Origin of the sequence: Burkholderia sp. Bmkn7, assembly GCF_041103175.1 — a bacterium.
In the GTDB taxonomy this organism is placed as follows: domain Bacteria; phylum Pseudomonadota; class Gammaproteobacteria; order Burkholderiales; family Burkholderiaceae; genus Burkholderia; species Burkholderia cepacia.
Map to the genome: position 1 here is coordinate 1,086,859 of NZ_JBGCUH010000001.1, position 16,154 is coordinate 1,103,012.

Here is a 16,154-nt window from a genome sequence, read left to right on the forward strand (position 1 = left end):
TTGCGTGCCGTAAACGATATCGATTCGGACGCAGGATGTTCCCATGCCGCGCAGTGTGCCCTTGAACCCGACGACCGCCCGCGCCGCCCGCCTGCCGGACCTCGAGCCGGCCCACACGTTGCGCCAGCAGCGCTTCACGCCGGCCAAGCTGGCCGTGCTGCTCGACGTGGCCGCGCAAGCCGGCATCGACCCGGCCGCGGTGCTCGACGGTACCGGCCTCACGCCGGCCGCCGTCGCGGACCCGTTCACGCTCACGTCGCCGCTGCAGTTCCTCACGGCCGCGCGCAATGCCATCGGCCGCCATGACGGCACCGATCTCGGCGTGCGCGTCGGCCACCGGCTGCACGTGACGAGCTACGGGATGTACGGCTACGCGATGCTGTGCTCGGAATCGCTCGCGCACGCGTTCGAATCGGCCGTCAAATATCACCGGCTCGCGAACGGCATGCTCGCGATCCGCTGGGTCGAACAGGGCGATACCGCGTCGTGGCTGTTTCCCGACCGGCACGAAGTCGCGCTGCCCGATCTCGACGAGCCGCTGTACCGTTTCCTGATCGACATGCAGTTCGCGCTGCACGTGACGATCATCAAGGACGTGATGGGTGCGTGGTGCGTGCCGGCGCGCGCGCAGTTCGCGCAGCCGCAGCCGGCGCACGCGGCGCTGCTGGGCGATGCGCTCGAATGCCCGATCGCGTTCGACCAGCCGCATCATGTGCTCAGCTATCCGGCCGCGTGGCTCGCGCGCGCGCCGCAGCTCGCGAATCCGATTACCGCCGCGCAGGTGTCGTCGCACTGCGCGAGCCTGCTCGACGAATTGCGCAGCCAGGCCGGCGTCACGCGGCGCGTGTACCAGGAACTCACCCGCACGCCGGGACAATTCCCCGATATCGACGCGATCGCGGCGATCCTGTGCATCACGTCGCGCACGCTGCGCCGCAAGCTCGAAGCCGAAGGCACCTCGTACAGCGAACTGCTGGCGAGCGTGCGCAAGGCGCTCGCGATCGACTATCTCGGCACGACCACGCTCAGCACCGAGGACATCGCATCGACGCTCGGCTTCAGCGATGCGGTGGGTTTCCGCCACGCGTTCAAGCGCTGGACCGGCATGACGCCGAGCGACGTGCGGCGCAACAAGCGCGGCGGCTGAGCGCGAGCAGTAACCGCGCTCAGCGCTCAGCGCCCGTCGCCGGTCGCGGACGCGGCCACCGCCAGCGCGAACTCGAACACCGCCCCCCGCCCGGGCCGGTCGACCAGCCGGATACTGCTGCCGTTGAGCGCCAGCATCCGGTGCACGATCAGCAGCCCGAGCCCGCCGCTCGTCACCGCGCCGCCGCTCATCGGCCGCTGCGGCCGCTGGAACAACCCTTCGCGCCGCGCCGCCGGAATCCCTTCCCCGGTATCGGCCACGGTCACGAGCACGCGGTCGCCGCGCGGCTCCAGCGCGACCTCGACCTCGCCATGCGCAGGCGTATGCCGCAGCGCGTTGTCGAGCAGGTTGGTCAGCACGCGCTCGATCATCCCGAGATCGGCCGACACGACCGGTACCCGCGCCGGAATCCGCGCATGCAGCGCGACGCCGCGCGCCTGCGCGGTCAGCTCGAACTTCTGGAACACGTCCTGCACGAGATCGACGAGCGAGAACGGCTCGCGCTCGGCCTGCACGCCGCCCGATTCGAGGCGTGCGAGCTCGAACAGCGCCTGCGCGAGCCGCCCGACCTTCGCGCTCTGCGCGAGCGCGATCGACAGGTAGCGACGCCGTTCGGTGTCGGCGAGCGTGTCGGCCTTCAGCGACAGCGTCTCCAGGTAGCCGTGCAGCGACGTGAGCGGCGTGCGCAGGTCGTGCGAGATGTTCGTGATCAGCTCGCGCCGCTGCTGGTCCTGGCGCGTCAGCGCGCGCCACTGGTCGCCGATCCGGTCGGCCATCTGCGCGAACGCGGATTCGAGCACGACGATGTCGTCGCCGCGCCGGCCCGGCCGCGAGCGCGGCACCGGCGGCTGCGTGTCGGGCGTGCCGTTCGCGTCGAAGCGGCGCATCGCGTCCGTCAGCCGGCGCAGCGGGCGCGTGATGAAGCTGAACGCGGTAAGGCCCGCGAGCAGGCCGAGCAGCGCGACGAGCGCCATCGACCACAGCGTCGTGCGCAGCACGTTGCCGGCGTCCACGCGCGCGGCCAGCCGGTCGTGCGCCTCGCCGAGCAGCACCACGTAGATGTAGCCCGACGGCGGCTGCCCCGCGCGCTGCAGCGGCGCGGCGCTGAAGACCTTGCGCGCGTCGGGGCTGCGCGGATCGTCGCCGAGGATCGGCAGCGGCTCGCCCGCGATGAAGCGCTGCACGGGGGCGAGATCGACGCGGTCGCGCTTCACGTGGCCGGGCGGCGCATCGTCGCCCTTGATGCGCCCCGCGTTGTCGAGCAGATAGACCTCGACGCTCGGGTTCACGCCCATCAGCTGGCCGAACAGCGTGCGCACGGCGTCCGGGCGCAGCCCGTTCGCGTCCATCAGCGGCGCGCTGTGGGTCACGCTGTCGACGATATTGGCGGCGAGGTCACGCGACAGCCCCTGCACGACTTCCTGTTCGCGCATGTCGTTCGCGCGGATCTGCAGCCACGCCGATGCGCCCGAGCACGCGAGCAGCAGCACCGAGAACACGAGCGACAGCCGCTGGGTCAGGGTGAGCTTCATCATCCGTCCCGCTGGCCCGGCGCGGCGAGCTTGTAGCCGCGGCCCCACACGGTGAGGATCCGCACGGGCTCCGCCGGATCGGCCTCGATCTTCGCGCGCAGCCGGTTGATGTGGGTGTTGACCGTGTGTTCGTAGCCTTCGTGCTGGTAACCCCACACGGCATTGAGCAGGTCCATCCGCGAGAACACCTTGCCCGGGTGCCGCGCGAAGAAATACAGCAGGTCGAATTCGCGCGGCGTGAGGTCGATGCGCGCGCCGTCCACGCTCGCTTCGCGCGCGATCGGGTCGATCGCCAGCCCCGCGACGTCGAGCGTACCCGCATCGATCCGCGAATCGCGCGCGAGCGCATCGACGCGGCGCAGCAGCGCCTTCACACGCGCGACGAGTTCGAGCACCGAGAACGGCTTGGCCAGATAGTCGTCGGCGCCGAGCTCGAGGCCGAGGATCCGGTGCACCTCGCTCGAGCGCGCGCTCGTGATGATGATCGGCGTGTAGCGCGTCATCGCCCGCGCGCGCCGGCAGATCTCAAGGCCGTCGACGCCCGGCAGCATCAGGTCGAGGATCAGCGCATCCCAACCGCCCTGCTCGAGCAGGCGCAGCCCTTCGGCGCCGTCCGCGCTGTGCACGACCTCGTAGCGCTCGTCGCGCAGGTGCAGGCTGAGCACGTCGGCGATGTCGGCGTCGTCTTCGACGATCAGGATGCGTTTCGGTTGGTCCATGGCGGCGGATGGCGGCACGTCGGTGCCGAGGTCGGGTATCGGTTCGGGCCGGCCCCGGGCCCGGGCCGGCTGGCCGGGTTCCCCGGGGAGCGAATCGCGGCAATGCGCCGCGCTGCCGCCATTGTGCAAAATTTTGCGGGAGGGAGGGATCACATTTCGTTTATCTTTGCATCGTGCCCGCCCCGTGAGCCAATGCCGGCATGGCTCTCCAATCCGGCCCCATGAAACGGAACCTGCGCCGTTCCGTCCGGACGCAAACTGGACACTCGGGCGCGGCTCTGTCGAGCGATGGCGGCGCGCCCCGGATTGCCGATCCGATTCCGCGCTGGATGCTGTGTGAGTGGCGCCTCCGGCACTCAGTGCCGCCGACCGGCACGCGCGGCGCACGGAACGCGCGGCGGGGAGCCGACAGCAAATGCCTAACCCTGACGACTACGCGTTTGACGCGTACTCCCGGTTGCGACCGCTGACTCGTTCAGCAACACCTTCGCCGCCTCCCACGCCCGCGCGGCGGCACGTGGATCTCCGATCGCACGCGCATCCGCTGTCGCCCCGCTCAGCAACATCACGTACACGCCGGCCAGCCGATGTGCCCGGCGACGCGGAATGATCTCGGACAGCAAGCGCTCCATGATGGCCAACAGGTCGTCCCGGTAGCGCACCGCGACGTCGGTCACCTTGGGACAGGTCGCGCCGAACTCGGCCAGCGCACGCTCGAACAGGCAGCCCGCAAACTCGGGGCTGCGAAACCAGACACCGTACCAGTCGAAGATTCCCTTCAGGCGCGCAGTGGCATCCGCCATGGGTTCGAGCTTGGCGGCAATGCTGTCCATGATGAAGGTGTAGCGCTGCTCCAGCACCGCCTTGATCAGATCGTCCTTGCTCGCGAAGTGATGGTAAAGCGTCATGCGAGCCACGTCCGCCTCGGCGATGATCCAGTCGATACCGACCGGATGAAAGCCATGGCGGGAAAACAACTCACCGGCCTTGTCCACCACTTGCTGGCGTTTGCTCGCGCGCATGCATGCTTCTCCTGACTACGGGGCGGCATCTTAGCACCGCCGTCAGCACCGCTTCTTCAGGTTGCAGCGCAAGCGTTGCAGGCTGCCGGCACGACCACGCGTTGCAGGACATCAAGCACGTGGCCGCCATGCCCCTGCGCGCGGCAGTCTCAGCAAGGCACCCGGCCGCCGTTCATCATGCACCATCGCTGCGTCTCCTGTTGCGGGGCCGCATACGGCAATCCGGTTCTCGGATCGATGTGATCGTACTGGCCCATCGGGTGTCGAGCCCGCCAAGCGGCCTGCTCGGCATACTGCTGTTCGATCGCGGCATGCTCTCGTGCCAGATCCGCCTTCTGCGCATCGTCCAGTTTCTTCGTCATGGCCACGAGCCGTGCGAACTTCGGATCGCGAACATCCTGCAGGGGCGGAAACGGTGGCGTAGGCGGCATGATGAGCACCGGGCCGGTGTATTTCGGAATCGGGAACCGGGACGGCCGGCCGAAGTTCGCCGCCATATCCATCTCCCACATGGCAGCGCCCATTCCGAGCACATGTTCGTAGTCGCGATTGACGACCGCCAGCGTGACCGGCCCCGACGGCGCCGGCAATGGCTGCAGGACAGGCGGAAGCGTCTGTCGCGCGTCGGGATAGATGGTACGGACATACGCGATTGCAGCGACGGAATACTGCTGGAGGACCGCCTCGTACGCGTCCAGTATCTGCGCTCGACCATAGCCGCCAGGATTCTCGAACATCGGCTTGTAGGCCAACACCTTCTGGCTATACAACGCATTCGCATTCCGCTGCTCTGCGGCAAGCTGTTGCTGGGGATCCATCGGCGCAGACGCAGATAGCGGCGCACACCCCGAGAATACGCTGGCGGCCAGCAATATCCCGACCGTCGCGCCAAGAGCCGTCCGGCATCGACGCAGGCTGCGGGCGATCGCCTGGTTGACCCGGGCGAACAAAACGGGGGTTTTCCTGAATGCGCTTGTCTGCATGGCACGGTGTCCGAAAAGTTTGGCCATCTTTAGCCAGGTGCCGATCGCGACTGCGAACGCGATGCGTCGCAGTACAAATTGAATCGGCACGAAGCCCTCATTGGGGTTGAACATCAATCCAGCGCACATTGCACGACGATGCCCCGATTGACGAGCGACTTCAGCAACCCCGTGTATGTCGGACATGCCCGGGAAGCATTGAGTGCACGCACGTCGTCGATTTCCGCACTGTCGTTGCGCACGCATTCGTACTGTCGCGCAGTGGACGGTTGCAGCGAGGCAAACGCACCGCACACATCCACACGTGCACGAATGCAACAATCTCCTCGAATATTCTCGTATTGATCTCGATGGCGACCATCATGTCGGCGCCATATCCGCATTCCGAATCCACCTTCGCCGCACAGGCCCGCAGGTCGTACGCGGGCAACCAGGGCGGATGCAATCCGTCTAGGCTCCGGGCGATTTCATCGATACCGGCTTTCAGCGACATGGTGAAATCCTGCCTGCACCGGATTCGGCGTCGCATCCTGCCGGGTAACAGGTGCCTGTCTTTACGGGGCGGGAAGCAAGATATGATGAATGTATACTAGTCGATCTACTTTGACTAGAATCCCGAATGTCGAAGCGGAAGCAGCCGATGCATGCGCGACGGCCTCCGCTTTATTGCCTTTGAATATGTTTTCCGATCCTGATATTCGGGAAGCGAAAGCGTTTCATAAAAACGTTACCCGGCAACGCATACCCTCTCGCTCTGCCGGCAACAGGCAAACACAAATGCGCCGTACCTCGTAGCCCGCTTCCACGACCTCTACGAATCTCTCCGCCATGTCGCGTGCCTCCTTTCCGCCTCGTTTCGCCGCATCGTTCGCATCGGGCTGCCTGCATGGCGCCGGCCTGATGCTTGGCCTCGCGCTCACCGTGCCGGCCGCCGCACAAACGACCGCATCCGCGCCACGCGTCGTGTCCGAGTTGAAGGACATCCGCATGAAGCCGCTCGCGAATCTGCCCATGGCTGGTAACGCCATCGATCGCGGAGACTGCTCGCAACTGGTCATCCAGCCGAAATCGGCAGCGGCCAGGCTGGTGGCTGCGCAAGGCTGGGCCGTCATGTCGGACATGCCTCTGGGGCCCTACCGCGCGATCAGCTTCGCGGGCCAGATGGAGGCAGCGACCAGCGGCACCTGCAGCATCACGCAAGGCAACGTGGCCGTGTTCGAGAACGGCAGGCTGATCGCGCTGGCCTATGGCAAATCGGCGGAAGACACCGCCATCGGCAGACTGGCCCCGCTCGAGAGCGGCGCCGTGCGCATCTGGGATGGCGACATTGCCCCCTCGCCCGTCGGTGACCTGCACGTCGACCGCGACGGCTCGCTGCGCCTGTCCAGGGTGGCCGACGAAGATGCCGTATGCAAAGGCCGCGCGAAGGTGCCCAACGTCTACAACATGCCGATCGACAAGGCCCGCAAGGCACTGATCGCCAACGGGTGGAATCCGGTGCGAGGCGGCGCCAGCGGAGAGCCGCGGCAGTCCGCCCTGGTCAGGCGCGGGATTGTCGAGACCGAGTCCTGCGCGGGCACCGGGCTCGCCTTTTGCGACTTCGGCTACACCGGCCCTGCCGGCAAGCTGACCTTGACCACCGTAGGCGAAGGCGCCCTCCCATCCGTCACGGACTACGACGTCAAGTGCCGCTGATCCCCCATCGCCCGCCGCGCTGCCCGGCCGCGCCCTCCATGCATGCGGAGCGCCTCATGCAACGTCTGCACATGCGAACCTCGGCGAACGTCTTGCGTACGCTGTCCGCTTGTGCGCTGCTGATCGGCCTGAACGCGTGCGAGCGCGCCACCCCGTCCGCCCACCGGATGACGGCACCTGCGTCCGCCGCATCCCGGCCTGACCCCCATGAGCCGGCAATGGCCGCGGATTCGCCGCTGCAAGCGCTGTTGGGCGTGTTCGGCGGCGTGAAGCCGGCGGCCTGGCCAGCGTTCGACAGCGTAGCCGGCGTGCACTGGGACGACGCCAGGCCGCTCGTCAATCCGGACGCGAACGCCCGCGAGGCCACACGCTACCGTGGCGGCAGCCTGCTGCTCGCGGGTTTTGGCGAGGTGGACGTGCCGGACGGCAAGGTCGGCGAGAACGCCGGCGTCAAAAAAGACAACGAAGGCCACGTCGGCGTCGTACTCAACGGCAATGCGACCGCCGTCCTGTCGATCGTGCTGCGGAAGTTCTACCCGAACGACGACACGCAGGACATTCTGCTGCGCCAGTTCGGCAGAGGTGCCGCGGTCAAGCGCATCGCCGGCAGCTGCGCGCGGGACTACGGCACCACCGCGCCCAACACGCAAAAGAACGTGTTCTACCGGGTCAGTATCGCCAACGCTGCCGTACCGGTGTTTGCCGAAACCTACGTCGATGAAGATGGCGGCAATCACGACCCCGGGGCCACCACCTTCGTGTTCTACCGCAACAGGCCGGACCAACGTATCGCGGGCATGCGGTGCAAGCGCGCCGACGCCTGAGCCGGCGCGCCTCGACATCGCGCCGCTCGCACACGCCGTGCATGACGACACGTGCCTGCGGGATGGAAGAACGTCACCCGGGAAAATATGGCGAACACGGCCGGTGGCGCTTCGACGCGTTCGAGCGTCGACGCACGCATGTTTCGGTCTACGCCATCGGCGCACGCTCCGACAACGGCGAGCCACTGGCGCCGGATCCGTCAAGGCGGTACTGGTGCAATAGCGCAAGCCGCCTGCCTCTGCGCGGGCGGCGAATTGATCGAGCACGCGCGGGACAGCGCGGCGGGCACGGCCGGCAAGCGCGAAACGTCGGCCGCCTCATCTCCCGCCCGCCAACCGCCACTCACACGGCGAGCTCGAAAAACGATCGCGCAACGACCTGACCGTTGACGATCAGCTCCACCTCATGCCGGCCCGCATAGTGCCGGCGCGTCGTGAAATCGCGCATCGGACGACTATGCTGCAGCGTGACGCGCTGCCCGGGTTCGAGCGTCAGCCCCTTCAGCTTGAACACCTTCGGCGACGCGTCGCCATTCTGCTTCACATACGCGATACGGTAATCGACGACGAGCCGCTGCGCGGTCTCGGCCGTCGATTGCAGCTCGCACGCGAGCGTAATCGACTCGCCGAGCACCACCTGCGCGGGCGTCACGCCGAACGGGCCGATTTCCAGACGCGGCGCGCTGTCGGCACCCAGGATCGCGAGCGCTCGCGCATTGCCCTGCTTCACGAGCGTGCGGAGCGCATGACGGACGATCCATCGCGTATGCGGATGGTCGCCGCCCCATCGTTCGGCCCGATCGAGCACCCACGCCGGATGCGTCTTCGCCACGTCGTTCAGGTGATTTGCGACCGAGCGGCGCACATAGGCGCTCGGGTCCGAGCGAAGGTTGTCGAGAATCCGCGCGGCCAGCGACGGGTCGGCCTCGATGTCGCGGAGCCGGAACGACCAGGGCAGACGCGGGCGGCTTCCCTCGCTCGCCAGCCGGCGCACGGCATCGTCCGTATCGTGCGACCAGGCTTCCATCGTTGCGAGCGCACGCGCCAGGTCGATGCGCAGGAATTCGCGCACCGCGAATTCCGACGTGCCGAACGGCGTGAAGTATTTCAGCGCGTCCATCGAACGGTCGAACGCGTGACGACCGTACTGCCCGACGTAATCGGGCGCGATGAGCGATACGAAACCCCGGCCCAGTCGAGGCGCTGCCTCCTGCAACAACGCCAGCACGGCATCGTACCCGCCCTGCAGCGGCCGTGCGCCCGTGTCGATCGCAAGACTGGCGCGCCTGACGCGCTCCATCAACGTCAGGCCGTCGAGGCCTTCGAGCGCCGTCGCCAGAAATGCCGGCCGGTCGAAGGCAGGCTCGATCGAATGCAGCGCGTCGGACAGCGCATGGAATTGCCGCTTCCCCAGCGACTCCTTCAACGGGACGGGAACTTGAGTGGTTGTCATGACGTGGAGATTCGACGCGCGTCGCGGATCATCGGGTGCGAAAACGCACAGTATCGCCGAAGCCCCTGCCAGATTCTGTCAGCAGACTTTACCTGTCCGGCTTGCGCCGCTGCGCGTGCAGCCAGCATGCGCGGATCGCCAATCGCGAGCGGGTGCGCGGTATTCATTCATGCGTCGGTTCTCGCCGCGGCTCGGCGGATGAATCGGGGGAATCGTCGCCGGAGAGTCGGTTTCGCAACTGACCGCCAACGAAGGCGATCGCAATCAGCGACAGATAACCGGCGACGAGGAGATGCCGCCAGCTGTCGAGCGCGGCGCGATGCGCGACCAGCGCCGCATCGGGCGCCGGGACGGCAAGACTTTCCGGCACGATCGCGCGCGTCATCTGCACGAAACCCGCTGCCGACAGCACGGGCAGCAGGACGAGCAAGGCCAGCAGCACGAACCTGGCGCGACGAAAAAACGCACGCCGGCGCAGATGAAACCACAACCCGAGACTGCCGTGCACCCACCCCGGTGCAAGCAGTGCGATCTGCAGCCCCTGCGTGCCGCTCGTGAGAAGCGACACGATGACTCGTTCGTAGTTGGGTTCGAAGCCGTAGAACGAGGTCGCTACGCGGGTCCCGACAACGTGGCGGATCAACAGCATGGGCAGGCTGAGTCCCGCCCAGAGACGCAGCCATTCAGCGGGCGGCAGCGACCAGTGCCGGCGGCCGTAAATGGTGCGAATCGCCAGCGCGAAATGCAGGCCGGCCGCGCCGTACAGCACGATCGTTCCGGGCAGGCTTTGCCAGAGCCCGATCGCCAGGTGCAGCCCGCGCTCGGCGATATCGATGGACCAGATGCCGAGCGCGTGATTGACCATGTGAATCGAAATATAAAGCCACAGCAGGATGCCGGACCCGAGCTGCAGCCTCCGCGCGGTCTTGCGCATCAGGTCATGCGCCGACACCGGTCGACCGTCGTCGGGGTCATGCGTGTGCGGTGCGCGACGCAAGGCACGATTGCTCTTTGGCGGGCGCATGCCGCCCTCCCGCAACCACGACGACCGCTGCACCCCGCCCAAGTTCGAGGTGCCCTCACGATCGCGCTGCGCCCGGCCCGGCGTGTCGCGGACCTGCTTCTCCCTGTCGTGCATTGGCGCCTCCTCTCGATGCCTCCAGTGCGTGATCGACATACCGGGAAACCAGCCCGTTTATTCCCGCGATGGGCGACATGCAGCGGAAATGCGTCGCGCGGCTTCGGGAATAGGTACCGTGCTGGCCGGGTATACCGAGTGTGAGTGCACGACGGAACAACGACAGTTGCACGTCGGCACCCGCCACCCCGGAGAGAGAAACAAGCCGGGTCAAGGAGACCATCATGTCCAACGTTCTGTCCCACTGGATTCTGATCGGCTGCGACGCATACGACGAGTATGTGTTTGTGCCGTGGCTCGATAAATCCGTGTATCTGCGCACGGTCACGCTGCGTCGCGTCTGTCTGCTGTGACGGCCGATGCGCATTTTCGAGCGGAATTCTTCCTGCGCCATGACGTCCGTTCCGAAGCCGCCAGGCACTCGCTGCCGTGCTTTGCAACTCTCCGTCGACATACTTCGTCACGCGATTGGCGAATGGCAAAACCTCATAATTTCAGTGTAATATCCGCTGCAGAAGACCATTCGTATTAACAATCCAAATAATGAAAACAGTCCGCCGGATTCAACCTGGCGACTGAAACGGGGAAAGCTTGAACTCGCCATTCAATACCGGAACATCCGGATTCGTCGGGCCGTATGTGCCATACGTGCCGATCCACGTCGGCCGGATCTCTTCTTCTCCATGCCGCCACTTCCCGCGCGGCCGTCCCGAATTCGACTGATATCCCGCGCCGAGCGGCCCGTTCCGCGTCGCGTGCCTTCGTAGCACACGGCCGACACGCCGCCATCCCGCGATTCGGACATGCGTGCGCTCGCTCGCACGGCGCTGTCACGTCGATCGATCAAAAGAAGAGGATTACTGAATCATGACTGCGTGTACCCACTGCGGGACCGATCTGCCCGTCGGGCTCAAGTTCTGCAAGCAATGCGGAACACCGGTGGCGGCCACTCGGAACGAAGCGGCCGGCGCACCCTGCCGAAGCTGCCATGCCGTTCTGACGCCAGGCCAGCGTTTCTGCAACAAGTGCGGGACGCCCGTCGCATCCGCGAATGACAATGGCGCAATCGAAACCGACGCACCCGCTCCACCGGCCGAGTCCGCACCGCAACCCGCATACGCGGCCTCGGAATCGACTCACGCGCCTGTGCACGACATCGGCACCGAATCGCCGGCGGCGAACACCGCCTCGAACGATATCCCGCACGTCGCGAACATCGCAGATGCGGAATCGGCTCGCGCGAGCGCGCCGCTGCCATCGCATGGCGTCGCGGCAACCGTCACGCCCAACGCAGCGGCAGACCATCGCGGCGATACGGCCGCTGCGTTGCATGTCTCGCCCGTCGCCACCGATGGGCAGCCCGGGCCTGCGGGCACATCGGCAAGCACCGAAGCGGCGCTCGCCGCCGACGACACGATCGCCGTCGAAACGGTTGCCGAATCTCGCGACGTACCGGACACCGATACCGCGACGGTGCCGGATACAGAACCCATGCGTCCGGCATCCGGTGTGGTGCCCCGGCCGATCGCACAGCCCGCGACGGCGAACGACGATACGTCGGCAAGACTCAAGCTCATTGCGGCGGGCGTCGCGGTCGCCGTCGCCTGCGCGGGCGGCGCATTCTGGTGGCACGGCCGCCAGGCGAGCGCCCCCGCAACACCCGAGCCGGTCGCCGCATCCACGGTGCCGGCCGTTCCCGCCAACGCCGCGTCGGACATCACCGCAGCGGGTACCGTCATCGCCAGCGCGGTCGTTGCGACGACGCCGGCCGACACACCGGCGTCCGCGCCGATCGATACGGCCACCGCCGCCGCAGTCACGGCCTCGCCCGCGTCGGGCCCGGCCGTCGTCACGAATGTCGCGACGCCTTCGGTGCCCGCGACACCGCCCGCATCGAACCCGCCCACCGCATCGGCGAACGCGCAACAGACGTCGCCCTTCGCGAAACTGCAGGACGACGCACCCGCACCGGCCGCACCCGCCGCCGTTGCGGAAGCATCGCGCAACAAGCCGCGCCCTTCACCGCCCGTGCGCCCGTCCACGGCGGCCAACTCCGCATCGCCCGCCGTCGACGGCCTGCTGAAACGCGCGCAGGGCGACCTGTCGCGCGGCCAGTACGACAAGGCCATCGCGACAGCGGAAAGCGTCCTTGCGATCGAGCCCGGCAACCGTCCGGCGAAGACGCTCATCGGCAAGGCAAAGGCACGGCAGATGGATGCACTGCGCAACAACAGCACACTTGAATGAAGCGCCGGAGAAGACCGACATGACAATCCAGAAAACCCTCGCCGCGGCCTGCGCGGTCACCTTGCTCGCCAGCGGCTGCGCCACCCAGAACGGCGCCGGCGGGATCTCGTCCGAATCCGTGCTGCGCTGTACCGCACTCGGCGCCGGCGGCGCGATCGTCGGTGCGCTGATCGGCGGTACCAAGGGCGCGATCGGCGGCGCGGTGGCCGGGCTCGCCGCGTGCGCCGTGATCGAAGTGGCGACACGGCAGACGAAGACGGCAGCCGAAGTCGATCGCGATTACCGCGCAAGCAACCGCAACAACCTGCCGCCCTACGCGAAGATCGACGCGTACAACACGGTCGTGACGCCGCGCTCCGCCGTCAAGGCCGGCGAGCCGATCAGGCTGGCCTCGCAGATTCGCGCGGTGTCCGGCACGAACGAGCCCGTCCAGGAAGTCAAGGAAGTCGTGACCGTCTATGCACCGTCGGGCGAACAGTTCAAGCGCGGCGAGAAGGTCGTCAACGCGACACCGGGCAGCGGCGAATTCGACAACAGCTTCACGCTGAAACTGCCTTCGGGCGCACCGCAAGGCACGTATACGCTGAAAAGCCAGGTCTACCTGAACGGCAAGCCGGGCTCGGTCCGGCAGTCGAGCATCCAGCTCGCGCAGGTCGACGGCGTCACCGTCGTCGCGCTGCTCGACGCCCCCGCCGCACACTGACCCGCCCGCACCTGCAAGGAGATTCAACGATGTCAACGCTCGATCACGCCCCCGTGTCGGGGAAGTTCGGACTACTGCGCGCCGCCGAGGCCGTCACGAACTGGCGCGCACTCGCGATGTGCGCTGTCGCGCTCGTCGCCAGCATGCTGATGGGCATGCTCACGATCCAGGTACTCGGTCACAGCCCCGTGCTCGGCCTGCTGTTCGTCATCGCGACCTGCGCGATCTCGCTGATCGGCTATTCCGCGGTCGGCATCGTGCTGATGCGCGATGCCCAGGGCGAGCCGGTCGGATTCGTCGACGCGCTGCTGCAGGCGACGTTCACCGTCCACCGCCTGATCGGGGTCGGCGTGCTGCTCGCCGTCGGCTGGGTGCTGTTCCTGCTCGCGCTGCTGATCGTGTTCCTGGTCTGCAAGATCCCGGGCCTCGGCCCGCTGCTCTATGCGATCGCGTATCCGCTCGCGGCGATCGTCGCGGGCGCGATCTTCGCCGGCATGTGGTACGTCGGTTATCCGCTGGCCGCGCCCGCCATCTGGCAAGGCAACTCGACGCTGCAGACCGCCGCGCGCCTGCTGCAGATCGGCCGCCGCCAGCTGCTCGGCGTGATCGTCAGGATGTTCGGGCTGCTGCTGCTCGTCGGCGTCCTGTCCGCGGTCGTACTCGGCATTCTCGGCACGGGCGCCGCGATCGCCTCGTCGATCTCGGCGGCCACCGGCACCAGCCCGCTGGGCGGCCTGATGAGCACGCTCGGCGGCCTGGGCGGATTCGGCCGCCATGCCGGCGCGTACGGCCTCGGCGCGGATGCGGCGGAAGGCGGGCTCGGCGGTCTGGGCGGATTCGACTACCGCAGCATGGCCTATCTGGGCGCGTACGGCTTCGGCAACGGCCTGCTGGTCGCGATCGGCCTCGTGATCCCGTTCCTGACGTTCGTCAACGGCACGTGCCTCATCTATCTGCAGACGGTCAGCGGTGTCGATTTCTCCGCGACCGAAGAGAAACTGAGCCAGCACGTCGCGGACGCGAAACGCCACGCCGAACAGGCACGCGAGCGCGCCGCCGATCACCTCGCGAAAGCACGCGCGTCACACGCCGCCGGTGCGGCCGGCACGGCTTCGCTGCCGGCGTCGGATACGGCCTCGCCCGCCACGGACGAAGCCACGGCGTGTGCGCAGTGTCACAAGCCGATGGCCGCCGACGACCTGTTCTGCGGCGAATGCGGCGCACGCCGTCACGCGTGACGGCTGCATGATCGCGCCTGTGCCTGCTGTCGATCGGCAGGCGCCGGCCGGTTCAGCCTCGCGAGCCTCCCCGGCTCGTCGATGCCGTCACCACGCGGCAAACACGTCCTGCGCGATCCCGAAGCCCGTGCTCATCCCGGCGCCGCTCGTCACGACCACGACACGCGTGCCGTCGTCCGGCGCTTCGATCACGCAATCGGCATCGGGCGCCGACGGATAGCTGCCGGTCCAGCGCTCGACCACATCGAGTTCCGTCACATCGAGCGTCTCGTGCAGCAGGCGCAGGATCTGCGCATCGATCTCCTGCGTTGCGAACGGCAGCGGTGCGGCGCCGTATTCATGCGAATCGCCCACCACAAGACTGCCGTCGGCGCTCTGCACCACGATCAGGTGGATGCCGTACCCGACGCACACGGGCTCCTCCGCGTTCAGGCGCGCACGCAACGCGCCGGCGGCGGGCAGCGCCGCGAAACCCGCGTAACGCAGCAGGCTCAGGTCGCTCATCACCGCGGCGCGCAGCGCCAGCGGGCGGCGCGGCCGCACGCGCAGCATCTGCAACTGGCACAGGCGGACCTCGTGTCGCGCGAACCAGTCGCCGTACAGGTGACGGCTGTCCGCATTGCCGCAGACGATCACGCGCTCCGCATGCAGCACGCCGCGCGACGTGCGTACCGTCGGCGTGCGCACCTCGTGCACCATCTCGCCGTAGCGGAACCGCACACCGAAGCGCTCGGCCAGCCACGACGCCAGCAACCCGATCGCGGTACGCGGCTCGATGCGCAGTTCATGCGGGCTGTGCAGGACGCCATGCGCGCCGTCCAGCCGCAGCTCCGGCGCCACGGCCGCCGCTTCGCCGGGCGTCATGACCCGGCAGCCGTCGGCCATGCCGGTCTGCATGAACGCATCGATCAGGTGCATCGCCTCGGGGCGACGCGCAATCAGGTGCAGGCCCTGGTGAAGCACGTCGATGCCGGCTTGCGACGCCACGTCCGCCCAGACCTCGCGGCTCGCCCGCGCACGCCGCCAGCTGTGCCCGGCGCGCTGCCCGGTGACCGTGACGAAACCGAAATTGCGGATCGACGCGCCCACACATGCGGCGTCGCGTTCGACCACGCAGACGCGCAGCCCCTCGAGCGCCGCCGTATAGGCATGGGCGAGGCCGACGATGCCCGCGCCGACGACGATCACGTCGTAAGCATCCGCCGCTGCGATGGCGTTCACGATGGCACGCTCCTTCTGTCGAGATGTCATGCACCGCCCGTTCGGAGCGTGCGTATCGGTTGCAGTGCGCCGCGTTCCTCGGGTGGATCCCCGGGACTGGCGCGCGATTCCGCACTATCGCGACGCGAGATGACAACCGCGTGAAAAGCCACAAAACGGCATGTTTTGGCAAATTTTGCCATTGCACGACACTGAGGAGAATCGCATCGATCCGTTGGTGCGCGGCATTCGC

The 16,154-nt window shown here is 67.3% G+C and carries 15 protein-coding genes and 1 pseudogene; 8 read left to right on the forward strand and 8 right to left on the reverse strand.

Going from position 1 to position 16,154, the window contains the following annotated elements:
• Window positions 1-43: 43 nt before the first annotated feature.
• Window positions 44-1,147: an AraC family transcriptional regulator gene (locus AB3K92_RS04845; protein WP_042977091.1), complete on the forward strand. Its 1,104-nt coding sequence runs from the start codon at window positions 44-46 to the stop codon at window positions 1,145-1,147.
• A gap of 26 nt (window positions 1,148-1,173) precedes the next feature.
• Here AB3K92_RS04845 and AB3K92_RS04850 read toward each other — a convergent pair whose 3' ends face one another.
• From AB3K92_RS04850 to AB3K92_RS04870, 5 genes are all read right to left on the reverse strand, one after another.
• Window positions 1,174-2,679, reverse strand: coding sequence for a HAMP domain-containing sensor histidine kinase (locus tag AB3K92_RS04850; RefSeq protein ID WP_059491918.1), 1,506 nt, complete (start codon window positions 2,677-2,679; stop codon window positions 1,174-1,176).
• The gene (locus AB3K92_RS04855) at window positions 2,679-3,398 is read right to left on the reverse strand and encodes a response regulator transcription factor (protein ID WP_021162521.1); all 720 of its coding nucleotides are present in this window, start codon (window positions 3,396-3,398) and stop codon (window positions 2,679-2,681) included. The genes AB3K92_RS04850 and AB3K92_RS04855 overlap by 1 nt, the downstream gene beginning before the upstream one ends.
• Window positions 3,399-3,817: 419 nt before the next feature.
• Entirely contained in the window at window positions 3,818-4,420 is a 603-nt protein-coding gene (locus AB3K92_RS04860) for a TetR/AcrR family transcriptional regulator (protein ID WP_021162520.1), read from the reverse strand.
• A 149-nt stretch (window positions 4,421-4,569) separates the two neighbouring features.
• Complete coding sequence (locus AB3K92_RS04865) at window positions 4,570-5,517, reverse strand: hypothetical protein (RefSeq protein WP_230964592.1); 948 nt, start codon at window positions 5,515-5,517, stop codon at window positions 4,570-4,572.
• Window positions 5,518-5,563: 46 nt separating this feature from the next.
• The gene (locus AB3K92_RS04870; protein ID WP_155644035.1) at window positions 5,564-5,896 is read right to left on the reverse strand and encodes a hypothetical protein; all 333 of its coding nucleotides are present in this window, start codon (window positions 5,894-5,896) and stop codon (window positions 5,564-5,566) included.
• 335 nt (window positions 5,897-6,231) lie between these two features.
• Between AB3K92_RS04870 and AB3K92_RS04875 the strand changes: the two genes are divergently transcribed.
• Both AB3K92_RS04875 and AB3K92_RS04880 read left to right on the forward strand, forming a co-directional pair.
• A complete protein-coding gene (locus tag AB3K92_RS04875; protein WP_155644036.1) occupies window positions 6,232-7,098 on the forward strand; it encodes a PASTA domain-containing protein in 867 nt (288 codons plus the stop codon).
• 56 nt (window positions 7,099-7,154) lie between these two features.
• Window positions 7,155-7,922 (forward strand): hypothetical protein, encoded by a 768-nt coding sequence (locus AB3K92_RS04880; RefSeq protein ID WP_021162516.1) that lies wholly within the window; start codon window positions 7,155-7,157, stop codon window positions 7,920-7,922.
• A 343-nt stretch (window positions 7,923-8,265) separates the two neighbouring features.
• On the opposite strand, the gene AB3K92_RS04885 is transcribed toward AB3K92_RS04880, so the two are convergent.
• Window positions 8,266-9,375, reverse strand: a complete 1,110-nt coding sequence (locus AB3K92_RS04885) for a DNA alkylation repair protein (RefSeq protein ID WP_060304007.1) — start codon at window positions 9,373-9,375, stop codon at window positions 8,266-8,268.
• 163 nt (window positions 9,376-9,538) lie between these two features.
• On the reverse strand, window positions 9,539-10,513 hold the full coding sequence (locus tag AB3K92_RS04890; protein ID WP_369464554.1) for a hypothetical protein: 975 nt from the start codon (window positions 10,511-10,513) through the stop codon (window positions 9,539-9,541).
• A gap of 224 nt (window positions 10,514-10,737) precedes the next feature.
• On the opposite strand from AB3K92_RS04890, the gene AB3K92_RS04895 reads away from it, so the two are divergent.
• From AB3K92_RS04895 to AB3K92_RS04915, 5 genes and pseudogenes are all read left to right on the forward strand, one after another.
• Complete coding sequence (locus AB3K92_RS04895; protein WP_021162513.1) at window positions 10,738-10,866, forward strand: hypothetical protein; 129 nt, start codon at window positions 10,738-10,740, stop codon at window positions 10,864-10,866.
• 514 nt (window positions 10,867-11,380) lie between these two features.
• Window positions 11,381-11,533: pseudogene (locus AB3K92_RS04900) on the forward strand (zinc ribbon domain-containing protein); the annotation flags it as partial.
• 471 nt (window positions 11,534-12,004) lie between these two features.
• The gene (locus AB3K92_RS04905) at window positions 12,005-12,760 is read left to right on the forward strand and encodes a hypothetical protein (RefSeq protein ID WP_369464647.1); all 756 of its coding nucleotides are present in this window, start codon (window positions 12,005-12,007) and stop codon (window positions 12,758-12,760) included.
• A 19-nt stretch (window positions 12,761-12,779) separates the two neighbouring features.
• Entirely contained in the window at window positions 12,780-13,463 is a 684-nt protein-coding gene (locus AB3K92_RS04910) for a hypothetical protein (protein ID WP_225740246.1), read from the forward strand.
• A 29-nt stretch (window positions 13,464-13,492) separates the two neighbouring features.
• Window positions 13,493-14,701 carry a zinc ribbon domain-containing protein gene (locus AB3K92_RS04915; RefSeq protein ID WP_059491909.1) on the forward strand — a complete coding sequence of 403 codons (1,209 nt, stop codon included), beginning with the start codon at window positions 13,493-13,495 and terminating at the stop codon, window positions 14,699-14,701.
• Between the two features lie 87 nt (window positions 14,702-14,788).
• Here the strand turns inward: AB3K92_RS04915 and AB3K92_RS04920 are convergent, their stop codons facing one another.
• Window positions 14,789-15,952, reverse strand: coding sequence for a TIGR03364 family FAD-dependent oxidoreductase (locus AB3K92_RS04920; protein WP_369464555.1), 1,164 nt, complete (start codon window positions 15,950-15,952; stop codon window positions 14,789-14,791).
• Window positions 15,953-16,154 lie beyond the last annotated feature (202 nt).